At 68.5% G+C, this 23,440-nt stretch carries 18 protein-coding genes; 10 read left to right on the plus strand and 8 right to left on the minus strand.

Annotated features, from left to right (window positions below):
• Nucleotides 1-6 precede the first annotated feature (6 nt).
• The 4 genes from BLT45_RS05995 to typA all read right to left on the minus strand — a co-directional run bounded on the left by BLT45_RS05995 (nt 7) and on the right by typA (nt 7,592).
• Entirely contained in the window at nt 7-3,525 is a 3,519-nt protein-coding gene (locus tag BLT45_RS05995) for a bifunctional diguanylate cyclase/phosphodiesterase (RefSeq protein ID WP_093296376.1), read from the minus strand.
• Nucleotides 3,526-3,624: 99 nt separating this feature from the next.
• Entirely contained in the window at nt 3,625-5,223 is a 1,599-nt protein-coding gene (locus tag BLT45_RS06000) for an amidase (protein ID WP_139187936.1), read from the minus strand.
• A 51-nt stretch (nt 5,224-5,274) separates the two neighbouring features.
• Entirely contained in the window at nt 5,275-5,745 is a 471-nt protein-coding gene (locus tag BLT45_RS06005) for a DUF2127 domain-containing protein (protein WP_093296379.1), read from the minus strand.
• A gap of 17 nt (nt 5,746-5,762) precedes the next feature.
• Nucleotides 5,763-7,592 (minus strand): translational GTPase TypA, encoded by a 1,830-nt coding sequence (typA, locus tag BLT45_RS06010; protein WP_093296382.1) that lies wholly within the window; start codon nt 7,590-7,592, stop codon nt 5,763-5,765.
• On the opposite strand from typA, the gene BLT45_RS06015 reads away from it, so the two are divergent.
• The 7 genes from BLT45_RS06015 to prpE all read left to right on the plus strand — a co-directional run bounded on the left by BLT45_RS06015 (nt 7,585) and on the right by prpE (nt 16,293).
• Nucleotides 7,585-7,959, plus strand: a complete 375-nt coding sequence (locus tag BLT45_RS06015; RefSeq protein WP_139187938.1) for a hypothetical protein — start codon at nt 7,585-7,587, stop codon at nt 7,957-7,959. The two genes, typA and BLT45_RS06015, sit on opposite strands and share 8 nt — an antisense overlap.
• Complete coding sequence (locus BLT45_RS06020) at nt 7,956-8,453, plus strand: peptidylprolyl isomerase (protein ID WP_093296388.1); 498 nt, start codon at nt 7,956-7,958, stop codon at nt 8,451-8,453. Before BLT45_RS06015 ends, BLT45_RS06020 begins: the two co-directional genes overlap by 4 nt.
• 54 nt (nt 8,454-8,507) lie before the next feature.
• The gene (locus tag BLT45_RS06025) at nt 8,508-9,281 is read left to right on the plus strand and encodes a lysozyme inhibitor LprI family protein (protein WP_093296392.1); all 774 of its coding nucleotides are present in this window, start codon (nt 8,508-8,510) and stop codon (nt 9,279-9,281) included.
• Nucleotides 9,282-9,409: 128 nt separating this feature from the next.
• Nucleotides 9,410-10,612, plus strand: a complete 1,203-nt coding sequence (locus BLT45_RS06030) for a pyridoxal phosphate-dependent aminotransferase (RefSeq protein ID WP_093296395.1) — start codon at nt 9,410-9,412, stop codon at nt 10,610-10,612.
• Nucleotides 10,613-10,691: 79 nt separating this feature from the next.
• Nucleotides 10,692-11,675, plus strand: a complete 984-nt coding sequence (locus BLT45_RS06035; RefSeq protein WP_093296398.1) for a malate dehydrogenase — start codon at nt 10,692-10,694, stop codon at nt 11,673-11,675.
• A 134-nt stretch (nt 11,676-11,809) separates the two neighbouring features.
• Nucleotides 11,810-14,242 (plus strand): S9 family peptidase, encoded by a 2,433-nt coding sequence (locus BLT45_RS06040; protein ID WP_254771793.1) that lies wholly within the window; start codon nt 11,810-11,812, stop codon nt 14,240-14,242.
• Nucleotides 14,243-14,391: 149 nt separating this feature from the next.
• Entirely contained in the window at nt 14,392-16,293 is a 1,902-nt protein-coding gene (prpE, locus tag BLT45_RS06045; protein ID WP_093296404.1) for a propionate--CoA ligase, read from the plus strand.
• Between the two features lie 3 nt (nt 16,294-16,296).
• Here prpE and BLT45_RS06050 read toward each other — a convergent pair whose 3' ends face one another.
• Both BLT45_RS06050 and BLT45_RS06055 read right to left on the minus strand, forming a co-directional pair.
• A complete protein-coding gene (locus BLT45_RS06050; RefSeq protein WP_175455738.1) occupies nt 16,297-17,697 on the minus strand; it encodes a M14 family zinc carboxypeptidase in 1,401 nt (466 codons plus the stop codon).
• 71 nt (nt 17,698-17,768) lie between these two features.
• Nucleotides 17,769-18,986: a citrate synthase family protein gene (locus BLT45_RS06055; protein ID WP_093296410.1), complete on the minus strand. Its 1,218-nt coding sequence runs from the start codon at nt 18,984-18,986 to the stop codon at nt 17,769-17,771.
• Between the two features lie 146 nt (nt 18,987-19,132).
• Here BLT45_RS06055 and prpB point away from each other — a divergent pair, with 146 nt between their 5' ends.
• From prpB to BLT45_RS06070, 3 genes are all read left to right on the plus strand, one after another.
• A complete protein-coding gene (gene prpB, locus BLT45_RS06060; RefSeq protein WP_093296413.1) occupies nt 19,133-20,017 on the plus strand; it encodes a methylisocitrate lyase in 885 nt (294 codons plus the stop codon).
• A 15-nt stretch (nt 20,018-20,032) separates the two neighbouring features.
• Nucleotides 20,033-21,187, plus strand: coding sequence for a bifunctional 2-methylcitrate synthase/citrate synthase (prpC, locus tag BLT45_RS06065; RefSeq protein ID WP_093296416.1), 1,155 nt, complete (start codon nt 20,033-20,035; stop codon nt 21,185-21,187).
• A 165-nt stretch (nt 21,188-21,352) separates the two neighbouring features.
• The gene (locus BLT45_RS06070) at nt 21,353-21,850 is read left to right on the plus strand and encodes a hypothetical protein (protein ID WP_093296419.1); all 498 of its coding nucleotides are present in this window, start codon (nt 21,353-21,355) and stop codon (nt 21,848-21,850) included.
• Nucleotides 21,851-21,866: 16 nt separating this feature from the next.
• Here the strand turns inward: BLT45_RS06070 and BLT45_RS06075 are convergent, their stop codons facing one another.
• Nucleotides 21,867-22,478 carry a glutathione S-transferase N-terminal domain-containing protein gene (locus BLT45_RS06075; RefSeq protein WP_093296424.1) on the minus strand — a complete coding sequence of 204 codons (612 nt, stop codon included), beginning with the start codon at nt 22,476-22,478 and terminating at the stop codon, nt 21,867-21,869.
• A gap of 229 nt (nt 22,479-22,707) precedes the next feature.
• Nucleotides 22,708-23,163 (minus strand): cell wall hydrolase, encoded by a 456-nt coding sequence (locus tag BLT45_RS06080; RefSeq protein WP_093296426.1) that lies wholly within the window; start codon nt 23,161-23,163, stop codon nt 22,708-22,710.
• Between the last annotated feature and the right edge of the window lie 277 nt (nt 23,164-23,440).

Genomic DNA, 23,440 nt, shown 5'->3' on the forward strand with positions numbered 1-23,440 from the left:
GTTCCGTCACGCGCCGAGCGTAGGCACGGCGTGCGGCGCCGGGGGGATGGTCCATGTCTTCGCCCGTGCGTACATGCGCGCGAACTCGGCCGCCGGCACCGGCGTACTGAAATAGTTGCCCTGCAACTCGTCGCAGCCGTTGGCGGCCAGCCATGCGGCCTGCGCGGCCGTTTCGACGCCTTCGGCGATGGTCCGGCACTGCAGCTGGTCCGCCAGGCCGATGATGGCGCGGGTGATCGCCGCCTGGTTCGGTTCGGCCACGTCGCGCACGAACGACTGGTCGATCTTCAGCACGTTGAAGCCGTAGTTGCCCAGGTAGCTCAGGCTGGAAAAGCCCGTGCCGAAGTCGTCGATGGCGATGCGCACGCCCAGCGCCTTCAACGCGCGCAGCGTGCGGTCGGTGCGCTGCACGTCGCGCATCAGCGTGGTCTCGGTGACCTCGAGTTCGAGGAATTCCGCCGCGAGCCCGCTGTCCTCCAGCGCACCGACGACGGTGTCGACCAGATCGTCCGTGTCGAAGTTCGCCGCGGCGATGTTGACCGATACCCGGATTGGTGGAAGCCCGGCCTGTTGCCAGATGCGGTTCTGCCGGCAGGCCGCGCGGATCGCCCACTGGTCGATGTCGACAATGAGGTTCGTCTCCTCCGCGATGGGCAGGAATTCGCCGGGCATGACGAGGCGATCGCCGCGCTGCCAGCGCGCGAGCCCTTCGACGCCGACGATGCGGCCGGTGAGGCAGTCGATCTGCGGCTGGTAGTGCAGGAAGAGGTCGCCGTTGCGCAGGCTGCGGCGCAGGCTGTTTTCCAGCTCGATGCGCGCGTCGACGCTGGAGGCGAGTTCGCGCGTGTAGAAGCGGGTGGCGTTGCGGCCGTTGCGCTTGGCCAGGTACATGGCGGCGTCGGCGCGCATCATCAACGTACCGGCGTCGTAACCGTCTTCCGGGAACAGGCTGATGCCGATGCTGAAGGCCTGGTGCAGTTCGTGCGAAGCGACGGTGTACGGCGTGCCGCCGAGCGCCAGCAGGCGGTCGGCGACCTGCAGCACGTGCTCGCGCGTCACCACGTTCGGCAGCAGCACCACGAATTCGTCGCCGCCGGTGCGGTAGACGGTGCCGAGGTTGCCGATGTTGCGCTGGATGCGGCGCGCGACCTGTTGCAGCAGCTCATCGCCGGTATGGTGGCCGAGCGCATCGTTGACGTGCTTGAACAGGTCCAGGTCCAGGAACAGCACCGCGATGCCGTTGCCGTGGTTGGTGGCATGGGTGATCGCCTGGCCCAGGCGTTCGTTGAGCTGCAGGCGGTTCGGCAGACCGGTCAGCGCGTCGTGGTGCGCCAGGTACGTCATGCGCGAACTGAGCGCACGCGGTTCGGTGATGTCGCGCAGGACCATGACGCTGCCCACCAGGCGTTCGTCGCGGTCGTGGATGGACGACAGCGAACGCTCCACCAGTATCCGTGAGCCGTCGCGGCGCGCCAGCTGCAGGTCGCCCGCCTGGGCGAGCGGGTGGGCGGCATCCTCATCGTCGGGCGCGTCCACATGGACCAGCGGCGCGATGCGGTCCAGCGGCTGGCCGAGCGCCTGCTCAAGGCCCCAGCCGCTCAGCGCTTCGGCGGCGGGGTTCATGTACGTGACGCGGCTCTGCACGTCCACCGTGATCACCGCTTCGCTGATCGAGGTCAGCGTCACTTCGGCCAGTTCGTTCGCGTTGTGCAGCGCGTGTTCCAGGCGAGCTTTCTCGGTGATGTCGATCGCCATCACGAAGAACCCGGACACCACGCCGTCCTCGTCGACGTCCGGCGTATAGAAGCTGTGCAGGCGGCGCACGCCGTCCACCATGCCGAAGCTGCTTTCGAAATCGCCGTCGTGCCCGGCGAGCGCGGCCTCGATGTGCGGCAGCCGGCGCGTGTAGGCCTCTTCGCCGAACAAGTCGCGCATGTGCGCGCCGACGCGCAGCGGGGCATGCCACCGGATCTGCTCGGCACAGGCGCGGTTGGTGAACACCAGCCGCTGCTGCGTATCGAACTGCGCGATGAGCGCGGGCAGGCGCTCGGTGACGCGCTTGAGGTGGTCGCGCGCCATCGCCAGTTCGCGGTGCGCCTGACGTTGTTCGCTGATGTCGTTGCCCATCAGGTACCAGCCCGCGATGCGCTGGTTGCGCTCGACATCGGGCACCAGATAGAGATGCACGGGGCGCGCGGGCTTGCCGATCTCGGCATCCCAGGCGATCCAGTGCTCGGATGTGCAGTCGTGCATCGCCTGCTTCAGCGAGGCCAGGAACGCCGGATCGTCCGCATGCACGTCATCCACCGGGCGATCGCTCCAGGCTTCGCGAGCGCCGGACCACGTGCGGCTCGCACGATTGGCGAAGCCGTAGCGGCCTTCCGCGTCGATGTAGGCGATCAGGGCCGGCAGGTGGTCGGCGACGGCGTCCAGCAACGCGCGGCTGCGGCGTTCCGTGCGCGCCAGGCTGCGCAGCAGAAGAAACAGCACCAGGCCCAGCCCGATGCCACACAGCGAGAGCAGTAGGATGGGCAATTGCCCGGGCAGGGCTTCGCGGATCGGCGGGGACTGCAGCACCAGCTGCCATTGGCTCCCCAGCAGGTGCAGGTCGCGTTGTGAGGTGAAGGCGGGCTTCCAGTCTTCGCCATGACCGTCGCGCAGCGCACGCGTCTGGTAGACCGGTTCGCCACCATGGTCGCGGGCGAGCAGTTGCAGGTCGAACTCGCCGCCATCCGTGCGCCCGATCGCGTCATCCATCACCTGCTGCCAGCCGAAGCCGGCCGTCGCGAAACCGCGCAACAGGGAACGCCGTGCTTCCACGCCTTCGCGCGCGGCCACGGAATCGGCATACACCGGTGCGTACAGCAGGAAGCCGGGCAGGCCGGTGCTGCCGCGGGAGGCGTCGCCGAGCGCGACCAGCGGCGCCGCCGCCAGTTCGCCCGTGTCGCGCGCGGATTCGATCGCGCCACGGCGCACGGTTTCCGCCATCACGTCCTTGCCGAGCAGTGGGCGCATGCCCGGCGCATCCGGGTACAGCAGGTCGATCACCACGTACTCGCTGCGGTCGCCGGCAGGGTGGATCGCGAAGGCGTCGCCGTAGCGCACGCGCCGCGCGGCCACATAGGCCTCGCGATCGGCGGCGCGCACGTAGCGCGCGAATCCCAATCCGTGCACGCCCGACTGGCGCGTGGGCACCTGAAGTTTCTCGACGAAGGCGTAGAAACTGTCCTGGTCGATGTCCTGGCGCCCTTCGAGCACCGCGGCGGCGGCGCGCACGGTGTCCTCGTAGGCATTCATGTGGGTCGCGACCGCGGTGGCGATGGCGTCGGCGCGCGCGTCGAACTGGGCATGCGCGTGATCGCGGGCCTGCCGCCAGGCGATCAGGCCGGTCCACAGCGACAGCAGGCAGGCCGCGACCAGGACGCCCCACGCCAGCGAGTTGAGGTTGCGCTCTCTACGGCGCGCCGCGGATCCGGATCCACCGAATGCACGCCGTTCCGCTCCCCGGTCCGCGCCAGACTCCACGCGTGTCGTCCCCACCTGCTGGTTGCCGACTATGACGCCACGAACCCGGGGCGCCTGCAAGCGGTCTCTTGCGCCGGATGACTCACACCGGGAAGGCGGTCAACGGCTTTCGGCGCGCGCCGGCAGGCTGGGCCAGTACTCGGGCGGCTTGCGCGCCCGCGTGCGTTGTTCATAGTCGTAGCCCAGCGCGATGAGGCGCGCCTCGCTCCAAGCCGGTCCCATGAAGGTCAGGCCGAGGGGCAGGCCGTCGCTGTGGCCCATCGGCACGGTGAGGCTGGGGTAGCCCGCGACGGCGGCGGCGCCGTAGCCGGCCCCCGGGAAATGGTCGCCCGCCTTGTGGTCGGTCAGCCACGCGGGGCCGGTGGTGGGCGCGATCAGCGCGTCCAGCTGCTGGGCCTTGAGCGCCGCGTCGATGCCTTCGGGCCCCGCAAGCCGCCGTGCGCGGCTGCGCGCGGTGATGTACTCCGCGTCGCCCAGACCGCCCTTCGCGTTGGCACGCTCGAACAGGTCCTGGCCGAAGTAGGGCATTTCGGACAGGCGGTACTGCTGGTTGTAGCCGATCAGCTGGGTCAGCGTGGTGAGCGGCGCCTTGCGGTCGGACAGGTACCGCTCCAGGCCGTGCTTGAACTCGTAGAGCATCAGGTCCAGCTCATCGGCGTTCCATTGGCCGTCGGTCGGGATTTCCGCATCGACAAGGGTGGCGCCGGCCTCGCGGAGCACGCGCAGGGCTCCTTCCAGGGCGGCAGCGGCATCAGGATGGATGTCCGCCTTGCTGCGCAGCACGCCGATGCGCGCGCCCTTCAGGGCGCCCGGCTTCAGTCGCGCGCCGTAGTCCAGCGTGGTGTTCCAGGCGGCGTTGGTGGTGGCGGCGTCGGCCGGGTCGCGCCCCGCCAGCACGCCCAGCAACAGCGCGGCGTCGGCCACGTTGCGGGTGATCGGGCCCGCGGTGTCCTGGCTGTGCGAGATCGGCAGGATGCCCTGACGGCTGACCAGGCCCACGGTGGGCTTCAGGCCGACCACGCCATTGACCGCGGCCGGGCACAGGATGCTGCCGTCGGTCTCGGTGCCGACGCTGATCGCCGCCAGGTTGGCGGACACCGCCACCGCGCTGCCGGAGCTCGAGCCGCAGGGGTTGCGATCCAGCGCGTACGGGTTGCGGGTCTGGCCGCCGCGCCCGCTCCAGCCGGAGGTCGAATGCATGGAACGGAAGTTGGCCCACTCGCTCAGGTTGGCCTTGCCCAGGATGACCGCACCGGCCTCGCGCAGGCGACGCACCAGGAAGGCGTCCTGGCCCGGGCGGAAGTCCTTCAGCGCCAGCGAGCCGGCGGAGGTGGCCATGGGCACGGCGTCGATGTTGTCCTTCAGCAGCACCGGGATGCCATGCAACGGGCCGCGCACGGCGTTGGCGCGGCGTTCGACGTCGCGCAGCGCCGCTTCCTTCAGAGCGTCGGGGTTCAACTCGATGACGGCGTTGAGCTGCGGTCCGGCCTTGTCGACGGCGGCGATGCGGTCCAGGTACGCCTGGGTCAGCCGCCGGCTGTCCAGTTCGCCCGACTGCATGCGGGCCTGCAGGTCGGCCACGTCGAGTTCGGCATAGATGAAATCCGTGGGCGCGGGCGGGGCAGCCGCCTGCGGCGGCGCCGGCTGGCAGGCCGCCAGGGCGAGCATCAGGCCGAGCAGCAGCAGGGATCGACGCATGCGGATACCTTCGCGGAGTTGCCGCAGGCTACGCAGCGCCCGCCCTGCGCGTCAAATCCGCTTGCGCCGGCGGATGTCGCGCCAGAGCACCCACACGATCACCAGGTTGACGATGAGCAGCGCCCACGTGTGCCAGCCGGGATGGTGGTAAAGCGCGTAGACGTCCAGCGGGAGGTAGGCGGCCGAGCCGATGCAGCCCAGCCACGAGGCCCAGGCGCGGGCCTGCCACAAGCCCCAGGCTTCCAACAGGCGCATGCCGGCGTACACGGCGATGATCAGCACCGCCACGTGGACCGATTCGGGATTGATGCGCTCCATCCACTGGCTGATCGCGCCGGGACCGGCGTCGGGGATGAGGCGCGTCACCACCGCCTGCACGGCGTCGCGCAGGCGATGCGGGCCGACCGCCAGCAGGCCGCCGGCGAAGGCCAGGGCCAGCACGCCCTTGGCGCCCTCGAACAGGGCGATGGCGTGCAGGCCGGGATGCGCCTTGGGGTCCGGGTTGTAGGCGGTCTCGTCCAAGGCGCAGGGCGCGGGGATCAGGCCGCGCGCGAGGCGCGCTTGCGATCGCTTTCGGTCAGGAACTTCTTGCGCAGGCGGATTTCCTTCGGCGTGATCTCGACCAGCTCGTCGTCGTCGATGAAGTCCAGCGCCTGTTCCAGCGAGAACTTGATCGCCGGCGTCAGCTGGATCGCATCGTCCTTGCCCGAAGCGCGCATGTTGGTCAGCGGCTTGGTCTTGATCGCGTTGACGGTCAGATCGTTGTCCTTGGAGTGGATGCCGATCAGCTGGCCTTCGTACACGTTGTCGCCTTCGGCGGCGAACAGCTTGCCGCGCTCCTGCAACGGGCCGAGCGAGTAGGCCGGCGTGGCGCCCGGCGCATTGGCGATCATCACGCCGTTGAGGCGCTTGGCGATGGCGCCCTGTTCCTTCGGACCGTAGTGGTCGAACACGTGGAACAGCAGGCCCGAACCCTGGGTCAGCGTCTTGAACTCGTTCTGGAAGCCGATCAGGCCCCGCGCCGGGATCTGGTAGTCCAGGCGCACGCGGCCCTTGCCGTCCGGCTCCATGTTCTTCAGCTGGCCCTTGCGGACGCCGAGCTTCTCCATCACGCCGCCCTGGTGGTTCTCTTCCACGTCGACGACGAGCTGCTCGATCGGCTCCATCTGCTGGCCGTCGATTTCCTTGATGATCACTTCAGGACGCGAAACGGCCAGCTCGTAGCCCTCGCGGCGCATGTTCTCGATCAGCACCGACAGGTGCAGCTCGCCACGGCCGGAGACCAGGAACTTGTCCGCGTCTTCCAGCTGCTCGACCTTCAGCGCCACGTTGTGCACGGTCTCGCGTTCCAGGCGTTCCTTCAGCTGGCGGCTGGTCAGGAACTTGCCGCCCGAAAGATCCTTGTTGCCGGCGAACGGCGAGTTGTTGACCTGGAAGGTCATCGAGATCGTCGGCTCGTCGACGGTCAGCGCCGGCAGCGCTTCCGGGGTGTCCAGCGCGCAGACGGTGTCGGAGATCGTCAGGTCCTGGATGCCGGAGATGGCGACGATGTCGCCGGCCTCGGCGCTGTCCTGCTCGATGCGCTCCAGGCCCAGGAAGCCCAGCACCTGCAGCACCTTGCCCTGGCGCTTCTTGCCTTCGCGGTCGATGACGGCGACCGGCATGTTCTTCTTCAGCGTGCCGCGCTGGATGCGGCCGATGCCGATGACGCCGACGAAGTTGTTGTAGTCCAGCTGGCTGATGCGCATCTGGAAGGCGCCTTCCGGATCGACTTCCGGCTTCGGCGCGTGCTTCATGATCGCTTCGTACAGCGGGGTCATGTCGCCGCCGCGCACGCTGTCTTCCAGGCCGGCATAACCGTTCAGCGCCGAGGCGTAGACGATCGGGAAATCCATCTGCTCGGGCGTGGCGCCCAGGCGGTCGAACAGGTCCCACACCTGCTCCACGACCCACTCCGGACGCGAGCCGGGGCGGTCGACCTTGTTGATCACCACGATCGGCTTGAAGCCCATCGCGAAGGCCTTCTGGGTGACGAAGCGCGTCTGCGGCATCGGGCCGTCCATCGCGTCGACCAAGATCAGCACGGTGTCCACCATCGACAGCACGCGCTCCACCTCGCCACCGAAGTCGGCGTGGCCGGGGGTGTCGACGATGTTGATGCGGTTGTCCTGCCAGGTGATGGCCGTGTTCTTGGCCAGGATCGTGATGCCACGTTCCTTTTCCTGGTCGTTGCTGTCCATCACGCGCTCGGCCAGCACGGTGCGCTCGGAGAGGGTGCCGGACTGCTTCAGCAGCTGGTCGACGAGGGTGGTCTTGCCATGGTCGACGTGCGCGACGATCGCGATATTGCGGAGGTTTTGGATGGACATGCCGAAGGGGCGCGAGCGGGCGCGCACAAAGTGGGGAAAGGAAGCGGCGTATTATAGCGGGCTCTTGTGCCCTAAGCACCTGATTTGGCGGAAAACGTCCAAGATGAACACGGCGAGCGCCGGCGTCCCCTTGAAATCCGTGGCCGGCGCCGTGATCTGGCAGCTGGCATGGACCTGCGTCCTCGGTTTCGGCCTGTTCCTGCACTACAACCCCGGTCACCCCCTGGCCGGGACGGTGGGGCCCTCCCTGGGCCTGCCCCTGGCGCTCGTGGCCGGCCTGATGCTCGGGCTGGGCATGGCCTGGGTGGTCTGGCTGGCGTGGCGCATCACCCGTTTCCTCATTTCACCCCGGAGAACCATCCCATGAGTCAGCTGACCGCCACCTTCGACACCTCCCGCGGCCCGATCACGATCGAGCTGTATCCCGACAAGGCCCCGCTGACGGTGGCCAACTTCGTCAACCTGGCCAAGCGGGGCTTCTACGACGGCCTGAACTTCCACCGCGTGATCGCCGACTTCATGGTCCAGGGCGGCTGCCCGGAAGGCTCCGGCCGCGGCGGCCCGGGCTACCGGTTCGAGGACGAGACCACCAACGGCGTGCGCCATGAGCGCGGCGTGCTGTCGATGGCCAACGCCGGCCCGAACACCAACGGCAGCCAGTTCTTCATCACCCACGTGCCCACCCCTTGGCTGGACGGCAAGCACACCGTGTTCGGCAAGGTCACCGAAGGCCTGGACGTGGTCGACGCGGTCAAGCAGGGCGACCTGATCACCAAGGTCACCATCGACGGCGACGCGGACGCCGTGCTGGCCGCGAAGGCCGAGCGCGTGGCCGAGTGGAACCGCTTCCTGTCGGCGTGATGGAATGAAGGGCCGGCCCACAGGGGTCGGCCCTTTCCCCGTCAGGAGCTCCAGATGAAGGATCGCCGCCGGCGCGCAACGCGCATGGCTCTGCTGCTCGCCACCGTCCTGGTGCTGAGCGCCTGCAAGAAAGACGACACCGTCCCGCTCACTGATCCGGCTGCAGCGACCGCCGTCGACGCATCGGCGGAGAGCTTCCAGCAGAGCCTGGAAGGCCTCTGGAGCACGGACCACAGTGAAGGCGACGATGCCGAGACCCTGTACGCCATCGCGTGGCAGCCCGACACGGGCCTGCGGATCGCGCGCGACGGTGCGTGGCTGAACGGCCAGGTCGAGGATGTCGACCTGGACAACGGCACGCTGGCCCTGCACCTGACGTCCGATACCGGGCCCAGCGAGACGGTGACCCTGCGCAAGGTGGCGGACCCCGGCGGAAATGGCTTCACCCTGCGCATCACCTGGGGCGCGGGTCAGACCGATGACCTGGGCTTCGTGCGCCGGCTGACCGGGCGCGATCGCAGCGAGCTCGCCGCGGCCGTGGAGGCCGCCCACGCGCCGGCCGCCGCGTGCGATACCGACGCCCCGGCGGGCAGCGTCCGCGCCGCGCTGGTCTGCGGGCACGAGGAGTTCGGTGCCCTAGACGCGGGCATGCGCCGGCAGTTCAAGGAACTGGCGGATCGCTACCCGGACGGTGACCGTACGGTCCAGGCCGCCACCCGCCAACTCGACGCCTGCCAGACCCCCGCCTGCCTGCGCGGCGCCTACGCGCAGTGGCAGGCCTATTTCGACGAGAACTACGACCTGGGCGACGTGGTCGATTATCAGTGACGCCACGGCGCTGACCGCGCCGACGTAGACCATGGGCTAGTCGGTCGAAGTGGGGTGGCGTGATACCATTTTGCGCCGCAAAAAAACGGCGGCGACGCTCCCTAACCGTTTCCACGCGAGGTTGTGCAATGCCCCTGCTTGCCCGGCGCATCGGTCGCGCCAAGCCAAGTGCGATCATGGCGGTGGCCGAGAAGGCCAAGAAGCTCAAGGCCGAAGGCCGCGACATCATCAGCTTCTCGATCGGCGTTCCCAATTTCCTGCCCGGCGACCATGTCTACCAGGCCGCGCGCGACGCGCTGGCTAAAGACTCCGGCCAGTACGGCAGCAACCGCGGCACCGACGCGCTGCTGGACGCCTTCCTGCAGCACATCGAGGCGCTGGGCCTGACCGGCTACACGCGCGCCAACGTGTCCACCGGCATCGGCGCCAAGCACATCCTGTACAACCTGGCCGAGTCGCTGCTGGACGAGGGCGACACCATCGTCTATCCGTCGCCGTACTGGACCACCTACGCCGACATCGCCGACATCGTCAACGCGAAGGCGGTGCCGCTGCCGTGCCCGGCCAGCCAGGACTACAAGCTCACGCCCGCGCAGCTCGACAAAGCCTTGGCGACGCACGCGCCGAAAGTCTTCCTGTTCAACAACCCGTCCAACCCGACGGGCATGGTCTACACCCGCGAGGAAGTCGCTGCGTTGGCCGACGTGCTGGTGAAGTATCCGGACACCTGGATCGTCACCGACGACATCTACAACCGCATGCTGTTCGACGGCCTGGCGTACACCAATTTCGTGCAGGCACGACCTGAGCTGCGCGACCGCACCGTGTTCGTCGATTCGTTGTCCAAGACCTACGGCATGCCGGGTTGGCGGGTGGGCTTCATGGCCGGTCCCGAGGTCGTCGCCAAGGCGCTGACCACGATGAACTCCAACCACATCACCAACGTGCCCGAAGTCGTCACCGCTGCGGCGATCGCCGCGCTGACCGGCCCGCAGGACGTGCCCGTCGCCAAGAACGCCGAGTTCCAGGCCAAGCGCGACCAGGTGCTGGCGGCGATGGAAGCGATCCCCGGCGTGATCTGCCCGCGTCCGCAGGGTGCGTTCTACGTGTTCCCGGACATCAGCTGCGCGTTCGGCAAATCGCACGACGGCACGACGATCGCCAACGATGTCGACTTCTGCAACGCGCTGCTCGACGCCAAGGGCGTGGCCTGCGTGCCTGGCTCGGCCTTCGGCGAGCCGCGCGCGCTGCGCATCAGCTACACCTGCCCGACGCCGCAACTGGCGCCGGGCCTGCAACGCTTTCAGGAATTTTTCTCCGAGTTGAAGTAAACGCACTGTGGGCCGCGGCCCACGCTGTCCCCACGCGGCGGGCCAAGGCCCGCCCTACGAAACCTTGAGGATCCGCACCATGAAAACCCCCGTCCGTGTAGCCGTCACCGGCGCTGCAGGCCAGATCGGCTACGCGCTGCTGTTCCGCATCGCCTCCGGCGAAATGCTGGGCAAGGACCAGCCGGTCATCCTGCAGCTGCTCGAGCTGCCACTGGAGAAGGCCCAGGCCGCGCTGAAGGGCGTGATCATGGAGCTGGAAGACTGCGCGTTCCCGCTGCTGGCCGGCATCGTCGGCACCGATGACCCGGAAGTGGCGTTCAAGGACGTCGACGTGGCCCTGCTGGTCGGCGCGCGTCCGCGCGGCCCGGGCATGGAGCGCAAGGACCTGCTGCTGGAGAACGCCAAGATCTTCACCGCCCAGGGCGCCGCGCTGAACAAGGTCGCTTCGCGCAACGTCAAGGTACTGGTGGTCGGCAACCCGGCCAACACCAACGCCTACATCGCGATGAAGTCCGCGCCGGACCTGCCGTCGAAGAACTTCACCGCCATGCTGCGCCTGGACCACAACCGCGCGCTGTCGCAGCTGGCCAACAAGGCCGGCGTGGCCGTGGGCGACATCGAGAAGCTGGTGGTGTGGGGCAACCACAGCCCGACGATGTACCCGGACTACCGCTTCGCCACCGTCAACGGCCAGTCGCTGAAGGACACCATCGGCGACGCCGACTGGAACGCCAATACCTTCATCCCGCAGGTCGGCAAGCGCGGTGCCGCGATCATCGAAGCACGTGGCCTGTCGTCGGCCGCCTCTGCCGCCAACGCCGCCATCGACCACGTGCGCGACTGGGTGCTGGGCAGCAACGGCAAGTGGGTGACGATGGGCATCCCATCCGACGGCAGCTACGGCATCCCGGAAGGCGTGATGTTCGGTTTTGCCGTCACCACCGAGAACGGCGAGTACACGATGGTGAAGGACCTGCCGGTCGACGACTTCAGCCAGAAGGCCATCGACAAGACCCTGGCCGAGCTGGAAGAAGAGCGCAGCGGCGTGGCGCACCTGCTCTGATACGGGCACTGCGCATGCGATGAAGAAGGGGTGGCGCGAGCCGCCCCTTTTTTTGTCGTGTTACTTTCCGGTTTTCCACACACAGGGGGTGCAGGATGCGGACAGGAAGATTGTTGTGGGCGATGGGGTTGGCCATGGCGATGCCGACGCTGGCCATGGCGCAGGAGGCGAAGTACCTGCAGCCACCGGAGCCGCTGTTGCAGGTGTTTCGCGCGCCGCTCAATCCGTCGCCGTCGCTGGATCCCACGGGCACGCGCGCGATCCTGATCCGGCAGTCGCAGTACCCGCCGATCGCCCGCGTTGCGGAGCCTTATCTGAAGCTGGCGGGCGTACGCGTCGAGCCGCGCAACCACAGCCGCCACGACCGTTCCAATGGCTACGGTATCCGCACGTGCCTGGAGAGCTTCAGCGTGCTGGAACTGGCCACCGGCAAGGAAACCGCTGTCGCGCTGCCTGCGGGCGCCTGCCCGGGCACGCCGTCGTGGTCGCCGGACGGCACCCGCTTCTCCTTCGACAATACGACCGATGCCGGCGTCGAACTGTGGGTGGGCCGCGCCGCCGACGGCCAGGTGCGCCGCGTGGAAGGCGTGAAGCTCAACACCATTCTCGGCGGCGCCGTGCAGTGGCTGGGCGACAGGCCCGCGCTGCTGGTGAAGCAGGTGCCCGTCGATCTCGGCGCCGCGCCGGCCCGTTCGGCCGTGCCCCCGGGCCCCGAGATCAAGGAGGCGATCGCCGGCAAGGGCGAGAGCAGCACGTACGAAGCGCGCGACACCCTGTCCGGGCCTGAGGACGAGGCCTTGTTCGACCACTACGCCACCTCGCAGCTGGCCGTGGTGGATGCCGACACGGGCGCGGTCTCGCCCGTAGGCGGCAAGGCCGTCTACGGCATGGTCGACGCCGCCCCGGATGGGCGCCACGTGCTGGTGGAGGCGCTGGCGCGTCCTTACTCGTACGTCACCACCTGGCAGCGCTTCGCCAAGGATCTGGGCGTCCTCGACCTGGGCAACGGGCGCGTGACCCCGCTGGCGAAACTGCCGGTGGCCGACCGCGTGCCCGTACGCGGCGTGCCCACTGGCCCGCGCAGCCATGCCTGGCGCGCGAACCAACCCGCGACGCTGGTATGGGCCGACGCGCTCGACGGCGGCGACTGGAAGAACGAGGTGCCGGCGCGCGACCGCCTGCTGATGCTGGCGGCGCCCTTCACCGGCAAGCCGAAGGAGATCGCGCGCCTGAAGCAGCGCTACGCCGGCATGGCCTGGTTCCGCGACGGTGGCCGTGCGCTGACGCACGAGTACGACGCGAACCGGAACTGGCAGACCACGACGCTGGTCGACGTGGACAAGCGCGTGCCCGCACGCGTGCTGTGGGACCTGTCCAGCGATGAGCTGTACGCCGACCCGGGCAATCCGGAATACGACCGCCTTCCCAATGGTGCGTGGGTGTTGCGCGAGGAAGCCGGCGCGCTGTTCCTGAGCGGGATGGGCGCCACGCCGCAGGGCAACCGGCCCTTCCTGGACCGCTACACGATCAAGGACGGCAGCACGCGCCGCCTGTTCCGCAGCGATGCGGCGGCGTACGAGGCGTTCGTCGGTTTCGAGGGAGACGACACCCGCCGCCTGCTCACCTGGTACCAGTCGCCCAAGGATCCGCCCAACCTGCAGCGCCGCGCGCTGGGCGATGCCATCGAAGGTGCGGGCCCGGCGGAAGCGACGGTGCGTTCGGAACCCGCACCGCTGACCCACTTTCCGGATCCCACGCCGCAGGTGCGCGACATCAAGAAGCGCCTGGTGACCTACAAGCGCAAGGATGGCGTGGACTTGTCCTTCACCCTGTACACGCCCCCGGGATACCAGGAAGGCCAGCGCGTGCCGGCGATCCTGTATGCGTATCCGATGGACTACGCCGATCCCTCGAAGGCCGGACAGGTGAGCGGTTCCGAACAGACGTTCACGCGCCTGTCGAACTACCGCCTGCTGCTGCTGGCCGGCTACGCGATCATCGACAACGCATCGTTCCCGATCGTCGGCGACCCGAAGACGGCCTACGACACCTACCTGGAACAGCTGGTGGCGAACGCGGAGGCCGCGGTCGATAAGGCGGTCGAGCTGGGCGTGGTCGACCGCGACCGCATCGGCGTCACCGGGCACAGCCACGGTGCGCTGATGGCGGCGAACCTGCTGGCGCACTCGGACCTGTTCCGCGCGGGCGTGGCCTCCAGCGGCGGCTACAACAAGACGCTGACGCCGTTCGGGTTCCAGAACGAACGCCGTTCGTTCTGGGCGGCGCCGAAGGTCTACGACCAGGCATCGACGTTCTTCCACGCCGACAAGGTCAACGAACCGCTGTTGATCGTGCATGGCAGCGACGATGCCAATCCGGGCACCGAGTCCCTGCAGTCGCCCCGTCTGTTCCAGGCCATCCGCGGCACGGGCGGCACGACCCGGCTGGTGATGCTGCCGTTCGAACCGCACTGGTACACGGCGCAGGAGTCCAACGAGCATTTCATCGCCGAGATGCTGGCCTGGTTCGACCGCTACGTGAAGCCGGCGCCGGCGGCGCGCAAGTAATCGCATCCGCGTGCGCGACACGGAACGCCGGGCGATGCCCGGCGTTCTTTTTTCGGGTGCGACCGACTGACCGATGCGACCAAGGTAGGAAGGTTGCGGAAGCAGCGAGGGACTATGCTGGTCGCGGCTGTCGGACCTGGGAGGATCGCATGGCATACGAAGACGTCTACCGGCGCTCGATCGAGCAGCCTGAGGCCTTCTGGGGCGAGGAAGCCAAGGCCATCCACTGGCATGTACCGCCGCGGCAGGTGCTGGAATACGCCCAACCGCCGTTCCGCCGCTGGTTCGTCGGCGGACAGACCAACCTCTGCTACAACGCGGTGGACCGCCATCTCGCCGAACGCGGCGACCAGCTGGCGCTGGTGGCGGTGTCGACCGAGACCGACGTCACTCGCGAGATCACCTACCGCGAGCTGTACCGCGAAGTGAACGCTTTCGCCGCCGTGCTCAAGCGGCTCGATGTCGGCCGCGGCGACCGCGTGGTCATCTACATGCCGAACATGGCCGAAGCGGTCTTCGCGATGCTCGCCTGCGCGCGCATCGGCGCCGTGCATTCGGTGGTGTTCGGCGGTTTCGCCGCGCACAACCTGGCGCTGCGCATCGACGATGCACAACCGAAGCTGTTGATTGCCGCCGATGCGGGCAGTCGCGGCGGCAAGGTCATTCCTTACAAGGCGCTGGTCGACGAGGCCTGCATGAAGGCCGCGACGCCGCCGGCCAAGGTGCTGATCGTCTCGCGCGGCCTGGATCCGGCCGAACCGAAGGTGCCCGGTCGCGACGAAGACTACGCCGCGCTGCGTGCGCAGGTGGGTGAGGCCGAGGTGCCGGTCGAATGGCTGGAATCGAACGAGCCCAGCTACCTGCTCTACACCTCCGGCACCACCGGCAAACCGAAGGGCGTGCAGCGCGACGTCGGCGGTTATGCGGTAGCGCTCGCGCTGTCGATGCGTACGGTGTTCGACGTGAGGCCGGGGCAGGTGATGTTCTCCACGTCCGACGTCGGCTGGGCGGTGGGGCACTCGTACAACGTCTACGGGCCGCTGATCGTCGGTGCCGTCTCGGTGCTCTACGAAGGACTGCCGACCGCACCGGACGCCGGTATCTGGTGGGCGCTGTGCGAGCAGTACGGCGTGCGAACGATGTTCTCCTCGCCCACGGCGGTGCGCGTGCTGAAGAAGCACGACATCGATTTCATCAGGCGCCACGACCTGTCCGAGCTGAAGTACCTGTTCCTCGCCGGCGAACCGCTGGACGAACCCACCGCCCACTGGATCACCGATGCGATCGGCAAGCCGGTCATCGACAACTACTGGCAGACCGAGACCGGCTGGCCCGCGTTGACGTTGTTGCCGGGCCTGGACATGAAGCCGGTACGTTTCGGTTCGCCGGGCTTCCCGAACCTCGGCTATCGCATGAAGGTGATCGACGAGAGCACCGGCGAGGAAGTCGGCCCCGGGCAGAAGGGCGTGCTGGTGATGCAGCCGCCGCTGCCGCCGGGCTGCATGACGACGATCTGGAAGGACGACGCGCGCTTTCTCTCCAGCTACTTCAGCCACTTCAAGGAGTTGCTCTACAGCTCGCTGGACTGGGCGATCCGCGACGAGGACGGCTATACCTTCATCCTCGGCCGCACCGACGACGTCATCAACGTCGCCGGACACCGCTTGGGCACGCGCGAGATCGAGGAGTCCGTCTCCGGGTTCCCGGCGGTCGCGGAAGCGGCCGTGATCGGCGTGGCGGACGAACTGAAAGGGCAGGTGCCGGTGGTGTTCGCCACGTTGCGCCAGGCCACCGACGAGCCGCACGAGCGCGTGCAGGCGGCCGACGGCATGCGCCGCACGGTGGAGCAGAGCCTGGGCGCGGTCGCGCGTCCGGCGCGCGTCTACATCGTCAACGCCTTGCCGAAGACGCGCTCGGGCAAGTTGCTGCGGCGCTCGCTGCAGGCGCTGGCGCAGGGCGCCGATCCCGGCGATCTCTCCACCCTGGACGATCCCAACGCGCTGGAAGAAGTGAAGCGCGCGCTGCTGCGCGGCCCTGAAGTCGGCAGCTGAGGGTCAGCGCGTCGGCGGCGAGGGGGTCGATGGATCCACGCTGCCGTCCAGCGTCCACACGATGTCGCGGCCCTGCGGATCGCGGCTCAGCACGAAGCGCGCGCTCGCGCCCGGCGTGAGCGGCAGTGGCGAGCGCGGCTCGTCGTTGTCGCCCTCTTCGTTGGCTTCGATCACCGTGCGCTCGCCTGCGTGTCCCGGCAGCGGGACGATGAAGAGTCCCTGTGCATCGATGCGGCGCCGCGCCTTCGTGCCGCCCAGGTCGCCGACGCCTGCGATCGCACCGTCGGTCTCCGCCAGCGGATCGCGGAAGTTGACCAGCAGGTCCGCCTTCATCGGCGGACGGTCGGGTACGGCCAGCGTGCCGCCACGCAGCAGCAGGTCCGGCCACACATCGCCGTTCTCGGGCAACTCGCGGTAGAGCGCGGGCGACACGCCCGCGTGGCTGCCCGTGGCGATGCTGTCCAGGGCGGCCACCAAGCCGAGGAAATAGAGCTTGCGCAGGCGCTGCTTCTGCACGTCGCCTTCGATGCCGCCGGCTTCGATCAACACGGTGCTGGCGCCCCATTGCGTGGTGAGGTCGCCGAATGCGCGCGGGTCGAAGGTCTCGTCCCAGCGGGCGATGTGGCCGGCGAGGTAGGGCTCCAGCGCGGTGCGGATGACACCGGCCACCTCGATGGCGCGCGTGCGCACGTCGTTGACGTCGGCGGCATGGTTGTACGGCGGCGACAGCAGTGCGATGGCGGTGCCGCGATCGGAGTCGCCGGCGCGGTAACCGACCCTCTGGTCGTGCAGGTTGAAGCCGTACTTGGGCTTCACCCGGTCGTACAACGCTTTCAGGGTGCGCGCTTCGGGGGTCGCCAGCATCCGCGCGTCGCGGTTGATGTCGATGCCCTGCACGTTGCGGCGCTGGAAACGCGCAGCGCCGTCCGGATTGAGGATGGGCAGGATGTGCAGCGTGGTGGCCGCGCGCAGCGCCTTCACCCGCGGATCGTCCGGGTGTTCGCCCAGAAAGCGGAACAGATCCGCCAGCACCATCGAAGCGGTGCTCTCGTCGCCATGCATCTGCGACCACAGCAGCACCCGGGTCGGGCCTTCGCCCCAACGCACGTGGCGCAGCGGACGGTCTTCCACGCTGCGTCCGATCTCCTCCACCTGGAAACCGTGCGCACGCGTCAGCAGCGGCGTGGCCACCGTCCACCAGTGCTCCGCGGTGAAGGCGCGGTCTTCCAGCCCCGGTGCGCGCAACTCGGCGTCGTACAGCGCATCAAGCGCAGGCAGCCACGCGGGCGGGGGTGGCACCGGCGTGGAGGCGACGGCCCGCGGGTGCGGGTTCGCGGCGTTTTGGGCGATGGTGGTGGGCGTCATCATCGTCAGCAGCAGGCACAGGACCAGAACGGGGCGCATTGCGGGCGAGGCGTTGGACGGGCGTCCGCAGGGTCCCCGCATGGGCGCGCGATGTCAAACCCGCGCGCGCTTCACGCCGGTGGCGTGATGCCGGTGTAGCTGGCGCGCGGGCGGATCAGGCGGCCCTGCGCCTGCTGTTCGAGCGCATGCGCCAGCCAGCCGGCCAGGCGGCCGGCGGCGAACATCACCTGCGCCGGCGTCGCCGGCAGGGCATTGAGATGGCAGATCGCGGCGAGCATGAAGTCGATGTTCGGGCGCAGGCCGCTGACGTCTTCGGTGGCGGCCACCAGCGTTTCCAGCGCGGCCATCTCGCGCTGGCCCGCATGGCGCGCGCGCGCGCGCGACAGCAGTTCCGCGCCGCGCGGATCGCCTTGCGGATACAGCGCATGACCGAAGCCGGGCAGGTCGTCGCCGCGCTGCCAGCGCTCGCTGATGAAGCGGCGCGCGCTGCCGGCTTCGCGCGCATCGGCGATCAGCGCATATGCGCGCGCTGTCGCGCCGCCGTGGCGGGGCCCCGACAGCGCGGCGAGGCCGCTGCAGACGGTGGCGTGCAGGTGGGCGCCGGTGGAGGCGACCACGCGTGCGGCAAACGCCGACACGTTGAGCTCGTGATCCGCACAGACCAGCAGCGCAGCGCGCACGAGATCGGCGAATCCGTCGTCGTCCGGATGCCAGGCCTGCGCGAGCACGCGATGCACCGGCGCGCCGGACGGCGGTCGCGCGACCAGCAGCGCCGCGTTGTGGCGCAGCAGCCCGGCGGCGATCTCGTGGCGCACGCGCGGCGCGGAATTGAAGGAGTGGCGCACGTCCAGCGCGAGCAGGGGGATGGCCGCCATCGCGCGCTCCAGCGGCGGCAAGGACGCATCGGACGCGAGCGGCGCGACCACGGCCGGCCAGTGGGCCAGCGAAGGCGCGGCGAACGGATCCTCTTCACCGCAGTCCCAGAGCTGCCGGGCGACGTCTTCCAGCGTCGCGCCGTCATGGACCATCCCGATCGCCGAACGGCCCCGGTAGTACGGGCCATCCGGGCGGATCAGGGAGATCTGCGTCTCCAGCACGGGCAGGCCGCGGTCCAGGCTCTGCGCCGCGCCCCGGGCCGCTCCGCGTCCCACCTGCTTGCGCTGGGCCAGCCGCTCGACGTCCTGGCGCAGGTACAGGCGGCTGCGGTGGTCCTTGCCCGGACGCGACTCCAGCAGGCCGCGGCTGACGTAGGCGTACAGCGTGGCCTGGCTGATGCCCAGCAGGCGGCAGGTATCGCGGGCGGAGAGCAGATCGGTCGCGGAAGCCACGGAGAAATATTGATTCGTTCGATCAAGATTGATCAACCCTGCGGATGGTGCCAGATTTGCGTCCCGAAGAGGGGCGTACCCTTCACGCACCTCCGGCACCCGGCCCCATGCCGGGTCCGCTCGCTGACCGAGAGGAGTCACGTCGCATGAGTACCCCGTCCGCAGGCGCGCAGTTCCGCGCCGCGCTCGCCGCCGAATCGCCGCTGCAGGTGATCGGCGCCATCAACGCCAACCACGCGCTGCTCGCCAAGCGCGCCGGCTACAAGGCGATCTACCTGTCCGGCGGCGGCGTCGCCGCGGGGTCGCTGGGCCTGCCCGACCTGGGCATCAACACGCTGGAAGACGTGCTGATCGACGTGCGCCGCATCACCGATGTCTGCGATCTGCCGCTGATGGTCGACATCGATACCGGCTTCGGCCCCAGCGCGTTCAACATCGAGCGCACGGTGAAGTCGCTGATCAAGGCCGGCGCCGCCGCCTGCCACATCGAGGACCAGGTCGGCGCCAAGCGCTGCGGCCATCGTCCGGGCAAGGAAATCGTTTCTGCCGGTGAGATGACCGACCGCGTGAAGGCCGCCGCCGATGCGAAGACCGACGCGGACTTCTTCCTGATCGCGCGCACCGACGCCATCCAGGTCGAAGGCGTGGACGCCGCCATCGAGCGCGCGATCGCCTGCGTCGAGGCCGGCGCCGACGGCATCTTCGCCGAGGCCGCCTACGACCTGCCCACCTACCGGCGCTTCGTCGACGCGGTGAAGGTGCCGGTGCTGGCCAACATCACCGAGTTCGGCAAGACGCCGCTGTTCACCCGCGAGGAACTCGCCTCGGTCGGCGTGGCGATCCAGCTGTATCCGCTCTCGGCGTTCCGTGCCATGAACAAGGCCGCCGAGAACGTGTACGAAGCGATCCGCCGCGACGGCCACCAGAAGAACGTGGTCGACAGCATGCAGACCCGCGAGGAGCTGTACGACCGCATCGGTTACCACGCCTTCGAGCAGAAGCTCGATACCCTGTTTTCCGCAAAGAAGTGACGTAGGGAGTCCACCATGAGCGAATCCACACCTGCCCCCGGCTTCAAGCCCAAGAAATCCGTCGCCCTGTCGGGCACTGCCGCCGGCAACACCGCGCTGTGCACGGTCGGCCGCAGCGGCAACGACCTGCACTACCGCGGCTACGACATCCTCGACATCGCCACCACCAGCGAGTTCGAAGAGATCGCGCACCTGCTGGTGCATGGCAAGCTGCCCAACCGCGCCGAACTGGCCGCGTACAAGGCGAAACTGAAGGCGCTGCGCGGCATTCCGGCCGCGGTGAAGGCCGCGCTGGAGGAGCTGCCGCCGTCCGCGCACCCGATGGACGTGATGCGCACCGCCGTATCCGTGCTGGGCTGCGTGTCGCCGGAGAAGGACGACCACAATCACCCCGGCGCGCGCGACATCGCCGACAAGCTGATGGCCTCGCTGGGTTCGATGCTGCTGTACTGGTACCACTGGAGCCACAACGGCCGCGCCATCGACGTGGAGACCGACGACGACTCCATCGGCGGTCATTTCCTGCACCTGCTGCACGGCGAGGCGCCGCGCGAGTCGTGGGTGCGGGCGATGCACACCTCGCTGATCCTGTACGCCGAGCACGAATTCAACGCGTCGACCTTCACCTGCCGCGTCATCGCCGGCACCGGCAGCGACATGCATTCGGCCATCGCCGGCGGCATCGGCGCGCTGCGCGGCCCGAAGCACGGCGGCGCGAACGAAGTGGCGTTCGAAGTGCAGAAGCGCTACGAGTCGCCGGACGAAGCGGAAGCCGATATCAAGGCGCGCGTGGAGCGCAAGGAAGTGGTGATCGGCTTCGGACATCCCGTGTACACCGTCGGCGATCCGCGCAACGAGGTCATCAAGCAGGTGGCGAAGGACCTGTCGGCCGAGCAGTCGAACATGAAGATGTACGATATCGCCGAGCGCCTGGAGTCGGTGATGTGGGACATCAAGAAGATGTTCCCGAACCTCGACTGGTTCAGCGCCGTGAGCTACCACATGATGGGCGTGCCGACGGCGATGTTCACCCCGTTGTTCGTGATCGCCCGCACCAGTGGCTGGAGCGCGCACGTCATCGAGCAGCGGATCGACGGCAAGATCATCCGGCCGAGCGCCAATTACACGGGGCCAGAGGATCTGGAATTCGTGCCGATCGACCAGCGCTGAGGTCGCTGCACCGTCCCGCGGGGCCGTTTCGACGAAGGTCGGGCGGCCCCGTGTCGTTTGTGTGACCCGCGTGGCAGCCGCGGGTGGCCGCGGCGGGGTACTACTGGCGGTCAGGGGAACGCCGTAGCCGTGGGAGGGGCCCACCGCGCGGCGTGGGGGGATGCCATGCAGACCAGATGGTGCAAGACCGAAGCCGGCCGCAACGAGATCCAGCAGCGCACGCGCAAGCTGCCCGCGGGGTTGCGTTCGATCCTGTTGCTGGTGGACGGACAGCGCAGCGACGACGAACTGCAGGCGATGATGAGCGGGCTGCATGCACCCGACGACGCCCTGGGCCAACTGGCCACGGACGGCTTGATCGAACGCCGTTCCGGCGCGGCCTCGATGCTGGCCGCGGTGGCCGCCACGAAATCGGGCGAGGGCGCGTCCGTCCTGGCGATGACCTCCGCCGAGCGCTACAACCTGCTGTACTCGCGCATCACCGACGACATCCGCGCGCACATCGGCTTGAAGGGCTACTTCCTGCAGCTCAAGGTCGAGCGGTGCGCCAATGCGGACGACCTGGAGGCCTTGCTGCCCGATGTCGCCACCGCGATGACGAAGGCGCGCGACCACACCTTCGCCACGCGCTGGCTGGAGGACGTGCGCGCGTCGTTGGCCTGACGCGCGCGGTTCGCGATCAGCTCAGGCCTTCGGCCTTCAGTGCGGCCCGCACGCCGGCATCGGCGTCCATGCGCTGCTTGAACGCGGCGATGTTCGCCAGGCCCGAGAGATCCACGCCGGTGCGGTTGGCCCAGCGCAGGGTGATGTAGAAGTAGGGATCGGCGAAGCTGCGGAAGCCGGCCAGCCAGTCGCGGCCCTGGAGCTGCCTGTCCGCCTGTTCGAACAAACCGCGGAGGCGCTTCCGCGCGGCATCCTTGACGGCATCGAACTGCGCTTCGTCGCCGATGAAGCGCGCCGGCCCGAACAGCGGATGGAACGCCGGGTGCACGTCGGAATTGACGAAGGACAACCACTTCGCCGCCTGCGCGCGTTGCTGCGGAGAGCCGTCGCCGGCGAGATGCGCCTGCGGATGCGTGTCGGCGATGTAGCCCATGATCGCGGCGTTCTGGGTCAGCACGAAGTCGCCGTCGACGATGGCGGGCACCGCACCGGTGGGATTGATCGCCAGGTACGCCGGCTCCTTCATCTCGGCGGCGGTCATCACCTGCACGTCGAAGGGCTCGCCGGTCCACTGCAGCGCGATGTGGTCGGCGGTCGAGCACGCGCCGGGCTTGGTGTAGAGCTTCATGGTGTCCCCGTGGAAAAAGAAAGGCCCGCGATTATCGCGGGCCTCGAATGTTTCCGGCGTGATGCGCGGCGCAACGGATCGTGTCATGCACGAGCGCAGGCATCGCGGTGGTGTGCCCCTCACCCCTTGCCCTCTCCCGGTAGGAGAGGGGGAGTAGGCGCCATGCGGGTTCGGCTTCGGCGAGCGGATCGCCGCATTGGCTTTAGGCGCTTAGAGAGCGCCTGTTTTCTTAGGAACGCGGCTTGAGCTTCTGCACGCGCAGGAACGTGTGATCGCCGATCGTCGCCACGTGGTAGGCGTTGCGCCAGCTCGGGCTGGCGATCTGGTGCGCCATAAAGTGGCTCGCGCCCGGGACAATCTCCTTGCGCTGGCCGGGCGGGAGGGCCCAGTTGCGTTCGGCGTTCAGGGCGACGCTCACCGACTTGGCCCAGGCGTCCGGGTTCTTCAGGCGGGTGTTCGGTCCGACGATGGTCGGGGCGAACTGCTTGCGGGCGGTGACCACGGAGCAGACGGAGTCGCCCCACAGGCCGCTGTCACGGCGACGCAGGGCCACTTCGGCGACGGCCTGCTGGCCGCGGAGAGTCTGGTCGCGGGCTTCCAGGTAAACGGTGGTGCTGAGGCAAAGCGAATCGGCGGCCGGCTGCGGCAACATCTGCGACAGCCATAGGATCCAGGCCAGTTTCATGGGAACTCCTTGCTCCGTCTTTCCCGCGCCCCTGCCTCTCCCAATACGCAGGGAAGGACATCGATGGGACGCGGCAGGGCGTTATGGGGAGGCAGCCGTCACACGGGCTGCCCGGGGACCGGCAAGGCCGGATCGAGAAGGGATCCGAGCGCCGGGCTCAGCCCGCCTGAACTGGGCGGCGGGCCGGAAAGTGCGCGCAAGGTAGGGGGGGGCGGCCCAACTCGGCCTGAACGGGTCGGCTTGACGCGGGACCCTCGGGTCTGGCTGGAAATTGTGA

Source organism: Pseudoxanthomonas sp. CF385 (assembly GCF_900104255.1).
GTDB lineage: Bacteria > Pseudomonadota > Gammaproteobacteria > Xanthomonadales > Xanthomonadaceae > Pseudoxanthomonas_A.

What these genes read in the sequence shown, in the direction of transcription:
- BLT45_RS06000 (WP_139187936.1), bottom strand. Translation starts at nt 5,223, where the DNA reads ATGCGTCGATCCCTGCTGCTGCTCGGCCTGATGCTCGCCCTGGCGGCC.
- BLT45_RS06015 (WP_139187938.1), top strand. Translation starts at nt 7,585, where the DNA reads ATGGACATGCCGAAGGGGCGCGAGCGGGCGCGCACAAAGTGGGGAAAG.
- typA (WP_093296382.1), bottom strand. Translation starts at nt 7,592, where the DNA reads ATGTCCATCCAAAACCTCCGCAATATCGCGATCGTCGCGCACGTCGAC.
- BLT45_RS06020 (WP_093296388.1), top strand. Translation starts at nt 7,956, where the DNA reads ATGAGTCAGCTGACCGCCACCTTCGACACCTCCCGCGGCCCGATCACG.
- BLT45_RS06025 (WP_093296392.1), top strand. Translation starts at nt 8,508, where the DNA reads ATGAAGGATCGCCGCCGGCGCGCAACGCGCATGGCTCTGCTGCTCGCC.
- BLT45_RS06030 (WP_093296395.1), top strand. Translation starts at nt 9,410, where the DNA reads ATGCCCCTGCTTGCCCGGCGCATCGGTCGCGCCAAGCCAAGTGCGATC.
- BLT45_RS06035 (WP_093296398.1), top strand. Translation starts at nt 10,692, where the DNA reads ATGAAAACCCCCGTCCGTGTAGCCGTCACCGGCGCTGCAGGCCAGATC.
- BLT45_RS06040 (WP_254771793.1), top strand. Translation starts at nt 11,810, where the DNA reads ATGGCGATGCCGACGCTGGCCATGGCGCAGGAGGCGAAGTACCTGCAG.
- prpE (WP_093296404.1), top strand. Translation starts at nt 14,392, where the DNA reads ATGGCATACGAAGACGTCTACCGGCGCTCGATCGAGCAGCCTGAGGCC.
- BLT45_RS06050 (WP_175455738.1), bottom strand. Translation starts at nt 17,697, where the DNA reads ATGCGCCCCGTTCTGGTCCTGTGCCTGCTGCTGACGATGATGACGCCC.
- prpB (WP_093296413.1), top strand. Translation starts at nt 19,133, where the DNA reads ATGAGTACCCCGTCCGCAGGCGCGCAGTTCCGCGCCGCGCTCGCCGCC.
- prpC (WP_093296416.1), top strand. Translation starts at nt 20,033, where the DNA reads ATGAGCGAATCCACACCTGCCCCCGGCTTCAAGCCCAAGAAATCCGTC.
- BLT45_RS06070 (WP_093296419.1), top strand. Translation starts at nt 21,353, where the DNA reads ATGCAGACCAGATGGTGCAAGACCGAAGCCGGCCGCAACGAGATCCAG.
- BLT45_RS06075 (WP_093296424.1), bottom strand. Translation starts at nt 22,478, where the DNA reads ATGAAGCTCTACACCAAGCCCGGCGCGTGCTCGACCGCCGACCACATC.
- BLT45_RS06080 (WP_093296426.1), bottom strand. Translation starts at nt 23,163, where the DNA reads ATGAAACTGGCCTGGATCCTATGGCTGTCGCAGATGTTGCCGCAGCCG.